Below are 18560 nucleotides of genomic sequence, written 5' to 3' on the forward strand. Positions count from 1 at the left end.
TAACCTTTCATACCCGCTGCGGTGAACGTGTAAAGGGGGCTATCGCCGCCCCCTTTACAATCCCGACTCCCGCCAGCATCGCAACCGTATGTATTGGGCACGGGTGTTGAGTTCCCGCTGAAATCGGCGAACCGGAGACCGAATGACAAGGGCTGGACGCCAGGGATGGCGGACAGAGGCGAAGCGAGACAGGAGTTGAGTAGAGCCGACCGCAGGAGAAGGTCGAGAGGTGAGCACAGTGCGAAGCACCGATTTTATTACGGGTCGCGGGGATTGTTAGGGGGGGCGCAATAGCCCCCCTTAACACGTTCACCGCAGCGAATCTGAAAGGTGGTGATGAATCCTTAGTGAACGGAACCATTCCACCTGTACAACATAGAATTCCCCCCTGCGATGAGGGGAACGGACCGCAGAGTTTACGCTACGTGATTCGCTGCAATATCCAGCAAAGCCATCTCATCGCTGTTCAACAGCTTCTCGATGTTCACCAGTATCAGCATACGGTCACCGAGCGCACCCAAACCAGTCAGGTATTCGGTCGACAGCGTGACGGCAAACTCTGGTGCCGGGCGAATCTGGTCTGCGGCCAGGGACAGCACATCAGAAACACCGTCAACCACAATACCCACGACGCGTTGACCCAGGTTCAGGACGATCACCACGGTATTCTCGTTGTACTCCACGTCGCCCTGGCTGAACTTCACGCGCAGATCGACGATAGGAACAATGACACCACGCAGGTTAGTCACACCTTTGATAAACGCAGGCGTGTTGGCAATGCGAGTCACCTGATCGTAGCCGCGAATTTCCTGCACTTTAAGAATATCGATGCCGTACTCTTCATCGCCTAAAGTGAAAACCAGAAATTCTTGCCCTGATGGCTCGCCTGCCAGTTTCGTTACATTACTCATACCGGTCATGTTTTTACCTTCTTTACTAATCAGGCGGCTGTGTACGCCACACGTTGTTCACGATTTAATCCCTGAAGCGCCGACACATCGACGATCAGTGCGACGCTGCCATCGCCAAGGATGGTGGCAGCTGAAATTCCCGGCACTTTGCGGTAGTTGCTTTCGAGGTTTTTCACCACGACCTGGTGCTGACCAATTAACTGATCGACCAGCAGCGCATAGCGACGGCCTGCACTTTGCAGAATCACCACGATGCCCTGAGTGGCTTCGGTTTTCGCACCGTCAACCTCAAACACTTTCCACAGTTCCACAAGCGGCAGATATTCGCCACGCACTTCAAGTACGCGCTCACCACCGGCCAGCGGATGCAAATCTTCATCACTCGGCTGCAAGGATTCCATGACCGCATTCAGCGGCAGGATAAACACTTCACCGGCCACTTTCACCGACATACCGTCGAGAATAGCCAGCGTCAGCGGCAGCAGGATACGAATCGTCGTGCCTGAACCTTGCTTGGATTTGATTTCAACGTGACCCCCCATTTCCTGGATGTTACGTTTCACCACGTCCATACCCACGCCACGACCCGAAACGTCAGTAACCTGCTCAGCAGTTGAGAAGCCTGGCGCAAAGATCAGCATACCCACTTCTTCGTCGGTCATGTTTTCGTTAACGGCCATCCCCTGCGACATGGCTTTCGCCAGGATACGTTCACGATTCAGACCTGCACCGTCATCAATCACTTCGATGCAAATGTTGCCGCCCTGATGTTCAGCAGACAGCGTCAGGTTACCGATTGGGGATTTACCCGCCGCAATACGGTTTTCCGGTGATTCAATACCGTGGTCAAGACTGTTACGCACGAGGTGCGTTAACGGGTCGATAATGCGTTCAATCAGGCTCTTATCCAGCTCAGTAGAGCTCCCGATTTGTGTCAGGTCGATTTGCTTACCCAGCTTGCTGGCCAGATCGCGAACCAGACGCGGGAAGCGGCTGAACACATATTCCATCGGCATCATACGGATGGACATCACCGATTCCTGCAGATCGCGGGCGTTACGTTGTAACTGACCCATGCTGGTAATCAAATCACCATGCGTCACTGGGTCCAGTTCGTTAGAACGCTGTGCCAGCATAGACTGGGTGATCACCAGTTCGCCTACCAGGTTGATCAGCTGATCAACCTTCTCTACCGCGACGCGGATGCTGGTCGATTCACTTGAGCGGGCTGCCGGTTTTTCGCGCTCAGCACGATTCGGTGCCGCAACATCATTTGGCACCGCTTTCAGGGCCGTCGTAGGTGCAACAACCGCAGGTGCCGTGAATTCAGGTTCTTCGTCGACTTCAGCTGGTGCTTCAATGGCGGCAGATTCCATTTCGAAACTGATCTGATCGGCCTCGATAACGAAGCAGAGAACCGCCACGATATCATCCTGACCGATACCACCGTCGATGGTGGCTGCCAGGCTGTCTTTGCCTTTCACCACGTTGCTCAGCGTCGCCAGATTACCCAGTTCTTCTTCGAGCAAATTGACTTCGCTTTCTTTCAGACGAGAGAGCACGACGCGGAGTTTGTCTTCAGCGACGGGAGCAACCGCCTCGTTTGACGCCAGCGCATCCACGACGCTCAATTTTGCCGCGCTAACGGCTGGCGTCGCCGCCTGGCCTTTCGCTTCCAGCGCTAACTGACGCAGCGCGTTGCAGATGTATTCAAAGCTGGCTGCATCCGGCTCTGATGAGCTTTTATAGGCATCAAGCTGTTCCTGCATAATATCTTTGGTTTCCAAAAACAGGTTAATAATGTCGGTGTTGAGCTGCATCTCACCGCGACGCGCCTCATCCAGCAGGTTTTCCATTAAATGGGTAGTTTCCTGCAAAATGGTAAAACCAAAGGTTCCGGCGCCACCTTTAATAGAATGTGCCGCACGGAATATGGCATTCAGCTGTTCTGAATCCGGGGCCTCAGGCACCAAATTCAGCAGATGCTGCTCCATATCAGCCAACAACTCGTCGGCTTCATCAAAAAACGTCTGGTAAAAATCGCTAATATCCATGCTCACGCTATCACCTCGGATTGGCTTGTGGCGATGTTGGAACGGCAGCCGAAGGAACTGCCCTAGGCTGTTTTAAATCGTCCAGTGACTCATTCTGACTGTCGGCGTTTTCGTGCAGAATGCTCTGCTCCGCCTGCTGATTGAGTACCAAAAGACTAATACGACGGTTAACGGCATCCTCCGGCCCGCGGTCGGTCACACGCATACTGGATGACATGCCGACTACGCGCAGAACTTTGCCATCATCAAGCCCACCTGCTACCAGCTCGCGACGCGAGGCGTTGGCACGATCGGCTGAAAGTTCCCAGTTGCTGTACCCCTTCTCACCATTGGCATACTGGAAATCATCCGTATGGCCCGAAAGGCTGATGTGGTTAGGAATACCGTTCAAAACAGGCGCAATACCGCGCAAAATATCGCGCATGTAATACTCCACTTCTGCACTACCTGTTTTGAACATTGGGCGGTTCTGGCTATCAATAATCTGGATGCGTAACCCCTCCTGCACCAGATCAATTTTCAGATGTGGACGCAGGGCGCGCAGTTTTGGGTCGGCCTCGATCAACTGGTCAAGGTCGCCACGAAGCTTTTTCAGACGCGCTTGTTCCATACGCTTTTTCAGCTCATCAATGTTCGGCTCTTTTTTGACTTCACCCTTCTGTTGGGTGAAATCATCGCCGCCACCCGGAATCGGGCTTTCACTGTTAGAGATTCGCGGCCCACCCGTGATGGCTGTCGCCAGCGGGGTTCTGAAATACTCCGCAATCTGAATCAGCTCCTTGGGGCTTGAGATCGATACCAGCCACATCACAAGGAAGAACGCCATCATCGCGGTCATAAAGTCCGCATACGCGATTTTCCACGAGCCATGGGAACCGTGCCCGTGGCCTTTGTGCTTACGCTTTTTGACTATGACGATGGGATGGGACTGGTTTTTCATGCGTCCTCAGTCGTCGTCTGTTGGTTTGGGTTTTTCACCGCACGAACATGTTCTTCAAGCTCGATAAACGATGGACGCTCGCTGGAGTAAAGGGTTTTACGCCCAAATTCCACCGCGATTGGTGGTGCGTAGCCGTTCAGGTTCGACAGCAAGGTAATTTTCACGCACTGCATCATTTTGGTTGTTTCTGCGCTCTTCTGACGTAACACACTCGACAGCGGAGAGATAAAACCATACGCCAGAAGAATACCGACGAACGTTCCCACCATCGCGTGAGCAATCAGCGCACCCAACTCCGCTGCCGGACGGTCTGCTGACGCCAGGGCATGTACCACACCCATTACCGCTGCAACGATACCGAATGCTGGTAAGGAGTCGCCGACCATCGCCAGCGCTGCGGCCGGCACTTCGGACTCGCTCTCGTGTGTTTCGATCTCTTCGTCCATCAGCGCTTCGATTTCGAAGGTATTCATGTTGCCGCTGATGATGAGACGCAAGTAGTCGACAATGAAATCCAGCATCATCGCATCAGCGAGAATACGCGGATAACTGGCGAAAATTTCGCTCTCTTTCGGGTTCTCAATGTCCCTTTCCAGCGAGAACATGCCCTGTTGACGCGACTTCGCCATCAGGCGATAGAGCAGCGCGAGCAGATCCATGTACATGCTTTTGGTGTATTTCGAACGACGAAACAGTAATGGGAGCGCCTTAAGCGTGCCCTTAATGGATTTACCGTTGTTACCAACGATGAATGCACCTATGCCTGCGCCGCCGATGATAATCAGCTCAGCGGGTTGATAGAGTGCTCCAAGGTGTCCGCCGGTCATCATGTAACCGCCGAAAACTGTACCGAGAACTACCAGGTAACCTAATACGATAAGCACGACATCATCCTTCAGCTAGTGACTATGGCAGGATACTCAGTTCGAATGATTAACCGGAATGCGGGGTAAAAAAAAGCAGCGGTAATTTCTTACCGCTGCTGGAATCTTGCCCCTACGTTCGGGTTAAACAGCTTGTTCGATCTGTTCATCCAGCAGTTGTGGATTACTATCGGCAGATTGCGGGGAAAGTTTACGTCTTTTTACCGCACGTGATGGCGGTTGGCATAAACTGCAGGCAAAGCTACCTACAGGCTGATGAGCGTGGGTGATAAAGTTGCCGTCACAGCAGTTACAGCGTGACAATTGCAACAGGCCGCTTTCAACAAAGCGCACCAAAGTCCAGGCGCGGGTCAGCGCAAGTAACGGGCCTTCTTCAGGCTGCGGACATTGCTCAAGATAAAGTTTGTAAGCTTTGATAACGGCGTCTACGCCAGTGCATAAACCCGTTTTGAGAAGATATTGCCAGGCATTGCAAAACATCGACGCATGGATGTTTTGCTCCCAGGTCATAAACCAGTCGGTTGAAAATGGCAGCATGCCTTTTGGCGGTGGGCTGCCACGTAATTCTTTGTACAACTTGATAAGGCGACCGCGGCTCAATTGAGTTTCGCTTTCCAGCATTTGCAAGCGGGCACCCAGCGTGATCAGTTCCATTGCCAACTGAATGTCGCGAGCTTCCTGAACAATGCTTTTTTCGCTCATCGTTAAGCCCTTTTCTTCCGGGCCACTTCGTCAGTCTGGCTGACTTCAGTGAGGAGACGAGTCGAAAGCAGAATACCGGTATGGATCTGTTGCAGATCGTCTACACGAGAATCTTGAGTCAGACGCGTAATGGTCTGGTGACTGTCGAAACGGAACTGGCAAACCAGCTGATTAGTTTCCGCCAGTTTAACCATCTGCGGAAGCGTTAAACCGCCCAATGTTGTCGCCATTTCTTCACTAATACCGAGGCGGAACATCGCGGAAGGTTTGTCCTGACTAATCAAACGCTGAGCGAGTAATAAGTATGACAAATTAATGTCATAGACGTGTTTCAACATTTCGGATGTGTGCATTTTTCCCATCCACAATAACCAACTATAATTTTTATGCGGATAAACCGCATCCCGTGATGTCGCCGGGAAAACCCCCGGTAAAAAAATAAAGTAAAGGCTAAATGCATAGTTGTATTAAGGGTCATGCTGAGTAAAACGCGCAGTGCTGTAAATGTTACATTCTGTTTACACGCTTTATCGATTCTTACAAATAACTAAGATTTTTCCTAATTGCGGCAACTCTACTCGTCAGGTTTGAGACATACAATCCAGCCCCGCCAAGAATTTAAAAAAAGTGTGACCTGGATCACAAAAATTAGCCAGATAAATCTGCAAATCCATCAGTATGACTTGTTGATTGAATAAAAAACGCTCAAACACCACTCTTTTCTATTCTCTCTGAACGAATAGTCATGCATAAGTATTAACAATAAGGATACAAACAGCATGAGGCTGGCTCACTGTCAGTCTGAGCGGACGCAAGATCATTTCTACCTTAGAAACAGGATAATTATTTACCTTAAATACAATAAGTTAACTTAAATCACACCGTTATTAATTGCCACCCGTTATCATACATTATCCGTTAATAACAGGTTAAAATTATTAAACAGACCATTATTTTATTTGTATGGTTTACGTTAAGTGCTTTATTTACGGCAGCAACCCACGTTATGCCACTATTCGTTTTATAAGAATAATTAATGAATAATTATGATAAGCGTCACACGAGTGTCGTATTGCCCCCTTGCGAACTCAGTAGAATCGCGGTAATGGTGATTGATATCGTGGGCTTATAGTATAAGGAGTGCGTAATGAGTTACTCCCATATTTTGGTTTCTGTCGCCGTTTCACCCGAAAGCCACCTCCTCGTCGAACGCGCTGTTTCCATTGCACGCCCCCTCAACGCTCGCGTCAGTTTTATCACCCTCGCCCCTGAGCCGGAAATGTACAATCAGCTAGCCGCACCGATGCTGGAAAACATACGGGGACTCTTGCAGGAAGAGACGCAGCAATTTCTTCAGGAACTGGAAGATAAAGCCCACTACCCGGTCGAGCGGACCTTTATTGCGACGGGTGAGCTGAACGAACATATTCTGGATGTGTGTCGCAAACAGAGCATCGATCTGGTGATTTGTGGAAACCACAACCACAGCTTTTTCTCACGCGCCGCGTGCTCTGCAAAAGCGATTGTCAGTTCAAGCCAGGTGGATGTGCTGCTGGTGCCCCTCGGCAATTGATTTACCGAGGGGCCGCGATCAGGCGAGTTTAGGGAAGGTTGCGATCTTTTTTTGCAGGTTGCTCTCCACGCTGCGGGGAGTCGTACGCTTGAGATCGCGGATAAACGTCTCTTGCCAGTGATTTATATCGTTTTCGCGAATGACCTTCATCATCTCCGCATGTCGGGAAATGCGTTCCGTTAACGGCATTTTGAGCGCCCGATCCAACGCATTCGCCACGTCATCACTGTCGTATGGATTGACCAGCAGCGCCGAGGTGAGTTCATTGGCCGCCCCCGCAAACTGCGACAGAACCAGCACACCAGGGTCTTTAGGATCTTGCGCAGCCACATACTCTTTTGCGACCAGATTCATCCCGTCACGCAACGGCGTCACCAGGCCAACCTCGGCGTAGCGGAACACTTTCATCAACACTTTTCGCTCGAAGTGTTGATTCAGATAATAGAGCGGCGTCCAGCCCAGCTGTCCATAGCGCCCGTTGATGCGTCCGGCTTCGGTTTCGAGTTGATGACGAATGTCCTGATAGGCCTGCACTTCGCCACGCGACGTCGGTGCAATCTGCGTATAACGAATTTTACCATGATGCTGAGGATACTTCTCCAGCAGCCTTTCGTAAGCCTGGAAGCGCTCTGGCAACCCTTTTGAGTAATCCAGTCGCTCGACAGAGAAAATGTTTTTAACGTTTTTCAGTTCATTTTTAAGCTGAGCCAGTTTGGGTGGCAGCGGCCCGGAGGCGTCAGCCGCAATTTCGTCTGGCTCAATCCCAATCGGATACACTTCGGTATCAAAGGTTTTCCCCCATGCCTGATGGGATTTTCCATTGTGGGTAGTCAGACGCGTTTTGCCCGAGACGCTCTCAAGGAATGCCTGACGGTCATTCTCAGTCTGGAAGCCCAGCAGGTCATAATCGCACAGCCCTTCCAGCAGCTCTTCGTGCGGTGGAATGGCGGTAAAAATTTCCGGCGTCGGGAAGGGAATATGCAGGAAGAAACCGATGCGATTGTTCACGCCCCGTTTTCTCAACTCGCTGGCAAACGGAAGCAAGTGATAATCGTGGATCCACAAAATATCGTCTTCTTCGATCAGAGGCAGCAGTTTATCCGCTAACAGCGCATTGACGCGCGTGTAGCCTTCCCAGGAGTCTCGCTGGAACTTCACCAGGTCCAGACGATAGTGAAACGCAGGCCACAGCACAGCGTTTGAGAACTGGGAGTAATACTCCTCGTGATCTTGTTCACTCAGATTAAACGAAGCCCACGTGATATTTCCCCGCGTGACTTTCTGTAATGGCTTATCTTCGTTACCGACTTCCCCACTCCAGCCAAACCAGAGTCCACCCGCTGTTTTTAAGGCACCCAAAATCCCTACCGCCAGACCCCCGGCGCTGGATTTTTTATCATCCGGTGGCGCAATACGGTTAGAGACTACGACTAAGCGACCCATAATGTTTTCTCCTATTGTGATGCGCTATTTTTTCTTCTTGTTGCTGGTTAGCGATTTCAGTGATCCACTGCCAGACGCTGGCAACACTCGCCAGTCGCCAATTCGCACAGGTTTCACCCTGCCCGACTTTTACTGATATACCCTTTTCCTGATTCACGACGCTAAAACCGCTTTCATCGGTCAGGTCGTCACCGACAAAGACAGGTGTTCTCCCTTTAAACGGCATTTCGGCCATGAACGCCTTAAGCGCCTCGCCTTTGTTGATGCCTCGTGGTTTGATTTCAACCACGCATTTGCCCGGCTGAATCGCCAGCAGAGCGTTAGCCTCAACAACAGAGGCCGCAAGCTCGGTTATGGCCTGCTCATGCTCAGGGGCACCGCGATAGTGCAGCGCAAAGGCCATCCCTTTTGCTTCCAGTTCCGTCCCCGGAAAATGAGAAAGCGCCGTCGTGAGTTTCGCATGCAGCGTCTTCACGAGCGGTTCAGGGAGAGAGACGATATGCGATTGATCATGGATGTCGCGGCGCTCCGCTCCGTGCACACCGGCAAGCGGAAAACGGTAAGGCCTTGCGAGTTCATCAAGTTCGGCCATTGAGCGCCCTGATATCAATGCCAGAGCGCCCTGATTCAGTTCTGATAGCTGATTCAACATCCGGAGAATATCGGCAGGTATAACCACCTCGTCGGGATGCGGTTTGATCTCCGCCAGCGTCCCGTCGAGATCGAAAAAGAATGCATAATCTCCGGTCAGCACAGGCGGTGCGATTAACGTGTCTGCCACCCTTGTCCTCCTTACAGTTTGAGAGATGTCGAAACGGTTAGCATCTCAGTAGCCATGTAAGTATAGACAGTGTGACGGGGCTCGCCATTTAGCAAACCGCCTACCAGCAAAGCTGGCAAGCGGTTGGAGGGGACGACTAGACTTAAAAGTTGGGTCGTTGGGAGGGGAAAATCGCTTAAACGGTGCGTTTCGCTTTTTGCTTGTAACGGTCGAAAATCACCGCCGCCAGTAGGATCAGGCCGCGAACCACGTACTGAGAGAACGGGGAAATGTTCAGCAGGTTCATGGCGTTCTCTACCGTGCCGAGGATCAGAATACCCGCCACCACATATGAGATTTTTCCGATGCCGCCTTTGAGGGATACACCGCCCAAAACGCAGGCTGAGATGACAATGAGCTCATAACCAATCGACGTCATTGGCTGTCCGCTGGTCATTCGCGAAGCCAAAATAATCCCCGCCGCTGCCGACACCAGCCCGGAAAGCACAAAGATAATAATCTTCGTGCGCACAACCGGGACACCCGCCAGACGCGCAGCTTCTTCATTACCACCAATCGCCAGCGTGTTGCGTCCGAAAGTGGTTCTGTTCAGCAAGAAACCGAAAATGATCAGGCACCCCACCGTGAGCCAGATTGGCGCGGGCAGACCCAGCCAGTTGGCATAGCCCAGCGCAAAAAAGCGCTCGTCTTCAATGCCCACCGCTTTACCATCAGAGATGATGTACGCCAGACCGCGCACAATCTGCATGGTAGCAAGGGTCGTAATCAGTGCGTTGATTTTCAGACGCGCGATAACAAAGCCGTTCACCAGGCCGCTGAGCATACCGAGCAACAGGCCGGCAAAAACACCGATCCACAGGCTTTCCGTCATGTTGATGACAACAGCCGTTGTCACGCCAGCACAGGCAATCACCGAGGCAACGGAGAGATCGAAATCACCGGAAGCCAGACAGAAGAGCATGCCGCAGGCCACCATGCCTGACATGGAAATCGCAAGCCCAAGGCCTTTCATATTAATGAAGCTGGCGAAGTTAGGCACAAATATCGCACAGCCGATAAACAGGACGGCAAACACCACCAGCATTCCGTATTGATCCCAAATGCGACCAAGGCTAAAAGCCGACTTCTGCGTTTGCGATGTAGTAACAGAGGACATCATTAACTCCTTACTCAGGCGACAGCCTGGCTGACTTTAGGCATGGCGAGGCTCAACGCCTGTTGTTCATTCGCCTGTTCATGGTGTAACTCGCCGGCGATATCACCTTCGCGCATCACGATGATGCGGTCCGCAACGCCAAGCACTTCGGGAAGATCGCTGGAAGCAAACAGCACTGCTACGCCGCGTTTCGCCAGTTCATAGATGACGTTATAGATCTCGTGTTTGGCCCCAACGTCGATGCCGCGGGTCGGTTCATCGAGCAAAATGACCTTCATCTCTTCTGACAGCCAGCGGCCCAAAATCGCCTTCTGCTGGTTGCCACCGGAGAGGTTCATGATCAGCTGTTCAGCACCCGGCGTTTTGATATTCAGCGAACGAATATGATGATCCGCATTGCTGGATTCCCAGCCGTCATTAATCAGGCAGCCCGCACGGATAAACTTGCGCCGCGCTGAAATATTAATGTTGTCGCGAACCGAGTGAACCGGAATGATGCCGTCGGCTTTACGGTCTTCTGGACACAGCATCATGCCCGCGCGAATCGCGTGCGCTGGTTTTTGGATATTTACCGGCTGGCCGTCGATGTAGACCTGGCCTTCCGTGATACGCGTCCCGCCAAACAGCCCTTTCATTAATTCACTGCGTCCAGCGCCCACCAGACCGAACAGGCCGACGATTTCGCCGCTGCGCACCGTCAGGCTGATTGGCATTCTTACGCCGGGTGCTTTCACATTCTCAAGGCGCAAACGCTCAGTGCCGTACGGCCGCGGTTGCCAGTGATAGATATCGCCCAACTCGCGTCCGACCATCGCCTGCACCAGCTGATCATGATTGACCTGCTGCATGTCGGTGAAGGTACGCACATAGCGACCATCCTTGAAAACAGTAATCGCGTCGCTCAGGGCAAAAATTTCTTCCATACGGTGTGAAACGTATAAAATGATGCGCCCTTCTTTGCGCAGTTCGCGAATGACGCGGAACAGATTTTCGATTTCACGCGCGGAGAGTGAACTTGTTGGCTCATCAAAGGCGATAATCTTCGCGTTTCTCGCCAGCGCCTTGGCAATCTCCACCATCTGCCACTGACCGATAGACAGGTATTTCAAGGGGATTTGCGGATCAATATCCAGGCCCAGATGTTTTAGCTGCAGCCCGGCTTCATAATTGAGTAATGAGCGATTAACGAAACCGCCTTTGTGCGGGAGTTGCCCCAGATAAATATTTTCCGCTACCGTCATCTCAGGGACCAGATGCAGCTCCTGATAGATAATAGCGACTCCGGCATTTAGCGCAGCGGTGGTATCCGCAAACGCCATCTCTTCACCGCGAATGGCGATGGTTCCGGTGGTAGGGGAATAGTTTCCGCTGAGGATTTTTAACAGCGTGGATTTTCCCGCGCCGTTCTCGCCCATCAGGGCATGAACCTGACCCGGATAGCAGTCAAAGCTGATATCGGTCAGCGCATTAACACCGGGAAACGTTTTACCGATGCCGCGGAAAGAGAGATACGGGTCAGACTGTTGCATAACGTCTCCGTGATTCCAGTAGTGTACGGCTGGCCCCTCGTAATGAGGGGCACAATCACAACGAATTACTTACCGCCCAGTCCTTTTTTGGCGAGTTCCTCTTTGAAGTTGTCACGGGTGATCAGCACCACATCAGTGACCTCCGTAAACTTCGGTGGCTCAGCGTCTTTGGTCACCCAGTTGTAGAGCATTTCGCTGGATTTATAGCCGTGGACATCCGGGCTTGGCAGCAAGGAGCCATAGAAGCCGGTCGCCTGTGCTTTTGACAGCTCGCTCACCGCATCAACACCGTTAATGCCCACACCAATCACATCAGCGGCTTTAAAGCCCTGTCCTTCCGTTGCGCGCACGCCGCCCAGCACGGTGTTGTCGTTCATGCCCAGCACCAGCCAGTGTTTCACTTCAGGATGCTGAACCAGCATGGAGTTAGCGGCATCAAATGCGCCAGGGATATCGTTCGATTTCGTCGGCACTTTATAGATTTGCGCTACCGGGAAACCTGCGGCTTTAAGCGCATCCATGGAGCCGGTTGTACGGCGGCGAGCGGTGTCCAGCTCATCGGCCGTAATCGCCATCACAGCGGTTTCTTTCACGTCCCAACCGCGTTTCTGCATCTCTTTATACAGTTCCTGACCCTGACGCTCCCCGATTTTGGTGGCCGCCATCATCACCAGTGGAACGGTATCCATCGGTTTGCCTTTTGCGGTAACGAACTGATCGTCAACCGCAATGACTTTCATCCCGTAACCCTTCGCTTTAGCGACAATAGCCGAGCCGAGTTTCGGGTCCGGCGTACAAATCACGAAACCTTTCGCGCCGCTTGCCGCGAGGCTATCAATCGCATTTAACGTTTTTTCACCATCGGGAACGGCGATTTTAATGACTTCAAAACCCAGATCTTTCCCGGCTTTATCCGCGAATTTCCACTCGGTCTGGAACCAGGGTTCTTCTGGCTGTTTAACCAAAAAACCGAGTTTTAAATTCTCTGCCATAGCGGATTGTGACATAACGGCAGCCAGACCGATGGCCGCGAGCGTTTTAGTAAATTTGTGCATGGTTATCTCCAGCTTTAGCGTTCTTTTATGTAGGGAACAAAGACGTACTTTTTATTTAATCGGACTTAAAACAAGGTATTAGAGAAAACCTGTTATAAGTGATAGTGCTGGAGATAGTTTTAGCGGGAAATTAATCATCCATAAGAGAGCGCCATCACACCGCAGAATTACAGTAATTGCGTGCATAGATTCAGCGAGAAATGACATAAAAATGACGGGGTTTGTCGGACAAATCAGAAGGGGTTAAGCAAGATTATCCATAAGGTCAGCTAAGAAGTCCCTGTAAGCCGAACGCCATAGCGCCCGGCTCAGAAATTACCAGGTGTAATAAATGTGATCAGCGTGATCGCGAACCGGCGTTTCATCATCCAGTAAACGTGCCGCGAGCGTCAGGGCAAAATCGAACGCATGTCCAAGACCTTTTCCGCTCAGTAGGTTTTGATCCTCAACAACGGGCGCATCGATATATTCGCCGTCGGTTACGGATTGCCATAAATCGCCAGAGCAGACATAGCGCCGTCCCTTGAGCAGCCCATTCCCGCCTAATACCCGCGCCGCTGCAGAACAAATAGGGCATATTAATTTGCCTGCTTCATCATGCATGGATATAAAACGGATAACGTCCTGACTGGCAGCCAGATTCACACTGCCCTGTGGCCCGCCAGGCAATACCACGGCATCGTACAGCGTATCCATCCGCTCCCTTAGCGTGCTGTCAGCCACCATTGGAATATCATGGTAACTCACCACCGCTCGCGACTCAGCACAGGCCAGCATTTCAACGTCAATGTGCATGCGTCGCAGAATATCAATAGTGATAATGGCTTCTGCTTCTTCGAATCCTGGTGCTAACAACACCGCGACTTTCACCATAGAGCCTCCATTTTTGAAATAATTTAAAACAGCGTTTCATCCTCATGGAAAGTGCAAAATCAAAAATACGTCTGGATCACAGTTTTGAGTATTTAAGTTAAAGTGATCCATCTCAAAATAGGCTCTCTAGCGAGAATAATAATGTCATGATATTTATGACACCGAAGAGAATAAATCTTCTAACAAGCTGTAATTTATGAGCAATATAATATTTTTTCTTCCCGAGAAATATGAACAGAGCTTACCGCTAATGCGTGAATAAATAATAAAAAATGTCATTGTTCGTAAATCCAACCGATTAAGCATTTTCTTAGAGCTGCGATAACGCTATGCTGATTTTAGTCAGTAAAGAAAGTGAACAGTCGATCACATTCAGGACATGCTGAACAGCTCTATTCTTGTATCAATGATCGGGTTCCAGAAATAAGGATATTATTATGACGACACCAGGAATGATTCAGAAACTCAACGCCCAGATGAATCTTGAATTCAATACTTCCAACCTTTATCTCCATTTAAGCGACTGGTGCGCCGAGCACAGTCTCAACGGTACAGCCACTTTCCTGCGCAACCAGGCGCAAAGCAACATTACGCAAATGATGCGTGTCTTCGACTTTATGAAAAGTGCCGGGGGTAATCCCGTGGTAAAAGCACTAAATATGACTGATGGCTCATATTCTTCTCTGGAAGAGCTATTCCAAAAAACGCTCGACGATTATGAAACACGTTTTACCACGCTGAACAAACTTGCCGATGAAGCAGAATTCCTTCAGGACAGCGCGACGCTAGATTTTCTACATGATATGGAAAAAGACCAGCAGCACGACGGTGTATTGCTGAAAACCATTCTTGATGAAGTGCGTAGCGCGAAATGTGCAGGACTTTGTGCTGAGCAAACCGATCAACATTTACTGAATTTGGTGAATTGCCAGCGTCATTAATGATGTGGTCTGTGGCCGACTGGCCCACAGACCACGCTATAATTGTTAATCATTCGTTACCAACTCATTGCTTTTATTGAAATTATACAAATCTGATCTGGCTCCCAGCCAATACCCATACAAAATGAAATGATTTAGGCAATTTCATTGTTATTGACGAGGGAGCTTCATGATCACCATCGAGTTTATAGTCATCATTCTTTGCCTGCTGGTTGGAACACGGTTTGGCGGCATGGGGCTTGGGCTGATAAGCGGCATCGGCCTGTTCATTTTAACCTTTATCTTTGGACTCCAACCCGGCAAACCACCTGTTGACGTGATGCTCACGATTCTGGCGGTGATTGGCTGCGCGGCGACGTTACAAACGGCTGGCGGGCTGAACGTGATGATGCAGTTTGCCGAACGCCTGTTAAGACGACATCCTCAGCACATTACCCTCCTCGCCCCCTTCACCACCTGGATGCTGACTTTCCTGTGCGGAACAGGACACGTGGTCTACACCATGTTTCCAATTATCGCTGATATCGCGCTTAAAAAAGGGATTAGGCCGGAACGTCCTATGGCCGTCGCGTCTATCGCTTCACAGATGGCGATAACCGCCTCGCCCGTTTCCGTTGCCGTGGTGTCGTTGGTTTCTATCATTGGCGCGCAACACGGGATTGGACAGGCGTGGGGGATTCTCGAGATCCTGGCCATTTCGGTTCCCGCCTCACTTTTCGGGGTGATGATCGCCGCACTCTGGAGCCTACGTCGCGGGAAAGATCTGGCCGATGACGTGGAGTTTCAGGAAAAGATAAAAGATCCCAAACAGCGCGAGTTTATTTTCGGCAGTACTGAAACCTTAATGAATCAACGATTCCCTAAAGAATCTTACTGGTCCACGTGGATTTTCTTCGCGGGGATAGCCGTCGTAGTTCTGCTGGGTGCGCTTCCTGACTTGCGTCCCGCTTTCGAAATTAAAGGGAAAATGACCGCATTGTCGATGAATCTGGTGATTCAAATGATGATGCTGATTGCTGGGGCCGTCATGCTGATGGTGTGTAAGGTCAAAGCCTCTGCCATCTCGAACGGAGCGGTGTTTAAAGCCGGTATGGTGGCGATTTTCTCGGTATTCGGCGTTGCCTGGATGAGTGATACGTTTTTCCAGGCCCACCTCGACGAGCTGAAAATGGCGCTGGAAGGGGTGGTAAAAAGCCATCCGTGGACCTACGCCATCGTGCTGTTTTTGGTTTCTAAGTTGGTGAACAGCCAGGCTGCCGCGTTGACAGCGGTCGCGCCGATGGGGTTGATGCTAGGCATCGAACCCAAAATGCTGATTGCCTTCTTCCCCGCATCGTACGGCTACTTTGTTCTACCAACTTACCCGAGTGATTTGGCATGTATCGGCTTTGATCGGTCCGGAACCACGCGCATCGGTAAATTTATCATCAACCACAGCTTTATTTTACCGGGCCTGATCGGCGTCAGTTGTGCCTGTGCAGCAAGCTATCTACTGGTACAAACCTTCTTTTAACCTGCCAACAGGGCGACGCTCTCCGTCGCCCTCTGCGTTTTTTATCAAAAACCTTTCTAATTTCAAAACATCGGTTTATTTTAGTGCGACTCACCCTGCGGTGTGAACTTGAGTTCGATTAACGCGATAGCTTTTTGAATTGCGCGAAGCGTAACCGGATCCGCTGCAGCAGGATGGCTGGTGAAATCGATGTTTTTCAGTTGAGTGGACATTTTTTCACGCACTTCGATTGGTGCGATAATGTCTAATACATCAAGGATTTGTTTGATAACCAACTGGCACGCGACGACGTCAGATACCAGTTCCTGATCGGCGCTCAGATTTTGAGACATAGGCTGCTCCTTTAATAAAGAGCGCCATAGTAGCAAAACGCCAGCCCTTTCATCTTCCCTCTCGTCGATCGCAGACATAAAAAAACCTGCCGAAGCAGGTTTTTTTATCAGAACATTGCGCCTGGCGGGACGTCTTTAAACGTATTGCAGTAGTTGGCCCACATGCTTTTCAGGATTTTGCGCAATTTCATGGTCATGCTCCGGTAATTTGTTATGCAGGTGTAATTCTCTATCCGCATATAATATGACCAGAGTCACAAAAATCAATGATTATGTGATGTACATCACAGTTGCCAGACCGGCAATGCTGCCGGATTGTTAATAAAACCAGCGACAAATCCGTGAGTTAGCGCCTTATAAGTTCCAGTAAATTTTTATCATTTTTTTGATACGGCAAGGTAGAGATGACAGAAAATATCAGCGGGAAGCAGAGCCGGGGGATATCCCCAGCGGCACTTTTAGTCGCCGGCGCGTTCTTTATGGAGTTTCTCGACGGAACCGTGATTGCGACTGCCCTTCCGGCTATGGCGAAGAGTTTTGGCGTTGAGGCGGTAGAGTTAAACATCGGTATCAGTGCTTATCTCATCACGCTGGCGGTACTGATCCCCGCCAGCGGCTGGATTGCCGATCGCTTCGGCGCCCGGAAAGTGTTTGCGGTAGCATTAGCTATCTTTACGCTGGCATCGGTATTTTGCGGATTGTCGACAACAGTCGATCAGTTTGTCGCCATGCGCATATTACAAGGCATGGGTGGCGCGCTGATGGTGCCGGTGGGTCGGCTGGCCGTCCTGCGCACCACACCAAAGCATCTGCTGATTACCGCTATCGCAACGTTAACCTGGCCTGCTCTGGTTGCACCGATCATCGGGCCACCGCTCGGCGGATTTATTACTCGCTACGCCGACTGGCGTTGGATCTTCTTTATTAACGTTCCGCTTGGGATCATCGCGATTATTCTGGCGCTGCGTATTATTCCGGACTTGCATGAAGATGCCCGCCGCCCTTTCGATCTGCCGGGATTCATCGCAACAACCCTCGCCATGGTGAGTCTGGTGTATGCGATGGAGTCAATGGGTGCTCAGCAGACAGATAGCGTTGTAACGATCGCGCTTTTGGCTATCGGATGCGTGACGTTATTTTACGCTTTGCGCCATTTCCAACGCGCCAAATGGCCGATGATCCGCCTCGACGCTATGCAGGTACCCACCTTTCGCGTGACGATGTACGGCGGTTCCCTCTTTCGTGCCTCTATTAGCGCCGTTCCTTTCCTTCTGCCGCTGATGTTTCAGGTCGGCTTTGGCATGGATGCGTTTCACTCTGGCCTGCTGGTGCTGGCCGTTTTCGTCGGTAACCTGACCATCAAACCCGCCACAACGCCGCTGATCCGTCGCCTGGGTTTTCGGAAATTACTGCTGATTAATGGTGCATTGAACGTCCTGTCGCTGTTGGCCTGCGCGCTTATCACCCCGCAAACGCCTGTCTGGCTTATCTTGCTGATCCTGTATCTGGGTGGGGTTTTCCGTTCCATTCAGTTTACCGCCGTCAGCACGCTGGCCTTTTCTGATGTGCCTTCCGCGCAGATGAGCTACGCCAACACCCTCTTTTCGACGGCCACGCAGCTCGCCGTGGGACTGGGAATTACACTGGGGGCAATTGGGATACGCATTGGTGAGAAAGTGAGTCATGCGCTAGGTATGGCTGCGATCCCCGGTCTGAGCTTCCGGCTGGCCTTTGTCGCTGTCGCCATCATCTGTCTGGTCGGAATGTTTGATACGCTTAGCCTGACCAAAGATGCAGGCAGCGCGGTCTCGAAAAAAAGAGAATAAAAAAAGCCAGCGCGATGCTGGCTTTTCGACTTAGCGGCTGATCGTAA

Annotated in this window: 18 protein-coding genes; 4 read left to right on the forward strand and 14 right to left on the reverse strand. The window is 51.0% G+C overall.

All coding sequences use genetic code 11. The features are described 5' to 3' along the window. Positions 1-416: 416 nt before the first annotated feature. From cheW to flhD, 6 genes are all read right to left on the reverse strand, one after another. Positions 417-920: a chemotaxis protein CheW gene (gene cheW / locus ACKI5T_RS21180; protein WP_015959467.1), complete on the reverse strand. Its 504-nt coding sequence runs from the start codon at positions 918-920 to the stop codon at positions 417-419. 20 nt (positions 921-940) lie between these two features. Continuing rightward, positions 941-2971, reverse strand: coding sequence for a chemotaxis protein CheA (cheA, locus tag ACKI5T_RS21185; protein ID WP_407439997.1), 2031 nt, complete (start codon positions 2969-2971; stop codon positions 941-943). A gap of 4 nt (positions 2972-2975) precedes the next feature. Further along, on the reverse strand, positions 2976-3905 hold the full coding sequence (gene motB / locus ACKI5T_RS21190; RefSeq protein WP_407439999.1) for a flagellar motor protein MotB: 930 nt from the start codon (positions 3903-3905) through the stop codon (positions 2976-2978). Further along, positions 3902-4789 carry a flagellar motor stator protein MotA gene (gene motA, locus ACKI5T_RS21195; RefSeq protein WP_015959470.1) on the reverse strand — a complete coding sequence of 296 codons (888 nt, stop codon included), beginning with the start codon at positions 4787-4789 and terminating at the stop codon, positions 3902-3904. Before motA ends, motB begins: the two co-directional genes overlap by 4 nt. Positions 4790-4912: 123 nt before the next feature. Then, positions 4913-5491: a flagellar transcriptional regulator FlhC gene (flhC, locus tag ACKI5T_RS21200; RefSeq protein ID WP_015959471.1), complete on the reverse strand. Its 579-nt coding sequence runs from the start codon at positions 5489-5491 to the stop codon at positions 4913-4915. Positions 5492-5493: 2 nt separating this feature from the next. Further along, positions 5494-5844 carry a flagellar transcriptional regulator FlhD gene (gene flhD / locus ACKI5T_RS21205; protein WP_041689445.1) on the reverse strand — a complete coding sequence of 117 codons (351 nt, stop codon included), beginning with the start codon at positions 5842-5844 and terminating at the stop codon, positions 5494-5496. Between the two features lie 794 nt (positions 5845-6638). Here flhD and uspC point away from each other — a divergent pair. After that, on the forward strand, positions 6639-7064 hold the full coding sequence (uspC, locus tag ACKI5T_RS21210) for a universal stress protein UspC (RefSeq protein WP_407440002.1): 426 nt from the start codon (positions 6639-6641) through the stop codon (positions 7062-7064). Positions 7065-7082: 18 nt separating this feature from the next. Here uspC and otsA read toward each other — a convergent pair whose 3' ends face one another. From otsA to ACKI5T_RS21240, 6 genes are all read right to left on the reverse strand, one after another. Then, complete coding sequence (gene otsA / locus ACKI5T_RS21215) at positions 7083-8507, reverse strand: alpha,alpha-trehalose-phosphate synthase (RefSeq protein WP_407440004.1); 1425 nt, start codon at positions 8505-8507, stop codon at positions 7083-7085. Continuing rightward, positions 8482-9288, reverse strand: a complete 807-nt coding sequence (gene otsB / locus ACKI5T_RS21220) for a trehalose-phosphatase (RefSeq protein WP_407440005.1) — start codon at positions 9286-9288, stop codon at positions 8482-8484. Before otsB ends, otsA begins: the two co-directional genes overlap by 26 nt. Before the next feature lie 175 nt (positions 9289-9463). Then, entirely contained in the window at positions 9464-10444 is a 981-nt protein-coding gene (gene araH, locus ACKI5T_RS21225) for an L-arabinose ABC transporter permease AraH (RefSeq protein ID WP_015959476.1), read from the reverse strand. A gap of 14 nt (positions 10445-10458) precedes the next feature. Beyond that, positions 10459-11973, reverse strand: coding sequence for an L-arabinose ABC transporter ATP-binding protein AraG (araG, locus tag ACKI5T_RS21230; protein ID WP_407440007.1), 1515 nt, complete (start codon positions 11971-11973; stop codon positions 10459-10461). Positions 11974-12038: 65 nt separating this feature from the next. Next, entirely contained in the window at positions 12039-13028 is a 990-nt protein-coding gene (gene araF / locus ACKI5T_RS21235; protein WP_015959478.1) for an arabinose ABC transporter substrate-binding protein AraF, read from the reverse strand. Between the two features lie 315 nt (positions 13029-13343). Further along, complete coding sequence (locus ACKI5T_RS21240; protein WP_407440008.1) at positions 13344-13901, reverse strand: DJ-1/PfpI family protein; 558 nt, start codon at positions 13899-13901, stop codon at positions 13344-13346. Between the two features lie 437 nt (positions 13902-14338). Between ACKI5T_RS21240 and ACKI5T_RS21245 the strand changes: the two genes are divergently transcribed. Continuing rightward, positions 14339-14842, forward strand: coding sequence for a non-heme ferritin-like protein (locus tag ACKI5T_RS21245; RefSeq protein ID WP_015959480.1), 504 nt, complete (start codon positions 14339-14341; stop codon positions 14840-14842). Between the two features lie 169 nt (positions 14843-15011). Next, the gene (locus tag ACKI5T_RS21250) at positions 15012-16355 is read left to right on the forward strand and encodes an anaerobic C4-dicarboxylate transporter (RefSeq protein ID WP_015959481.1); all 1344 of its coding nucleotides are present in this window, start codon (positions 15012-15014) and stop codon (positions 16353-16355) included. A gap of 80 nt (positions 16356-16435) precedes the next feature. Here ACKI5T_RS21250 and ACKI5T_RS21255 read toward each other — a convergent pair whose 3' ends face one another. Together ACKI5T_RS21255 and azuC are read right to left on the reverse strand one after the other, a co-directional pair. Further along, complete coding sequence (locus tag ACKI5T_RS21255) at positions 16436-16687, reverse strand: DUF2766 family protein (protein ID WP_015959482.1); 252 nt, start codon at positions 16685-16687, stop codon at positions 16436-16438. 107 nt (positions 16688-16794) lie between these two features. Continuing rightward, positions 16795-16878, reverse strand: a complete 84-nt coding sequence (gene azuC / locus ACKI5T_RS21260) for a stress response protein AzuC (protein WP_014832437.1) — start codon at positions 16876-16878, stop codon at positions 16795-16797. 213 nt (positions 16879-17091) lie between these two features. Between azuC and ACKI5T_RS21265 the strand changes: the two genes are divergently transcribed. Continuing rightward, a complete protein-coding gene (locus ACKI5T_RS21265) occupies positions 17092-18513 on the forward strand; it encodes an MFS transporter (protein ID WP_407440011.1) in 1422 nt (473 codons plus the stop codon). Positions 18514-18560 lie beyond the last annotated feature (47 nt).

It is taken from the genome of Lelliottia sp. (assembly GCF_045627565.1).
In the GTDB taxonomy this organism is placed as follows: domain Bacteria; phylum Pseudomonadota; class Gammaproteobacteria; order Enterobacterales; family Enterobacteriaceae; genus Enterobacter.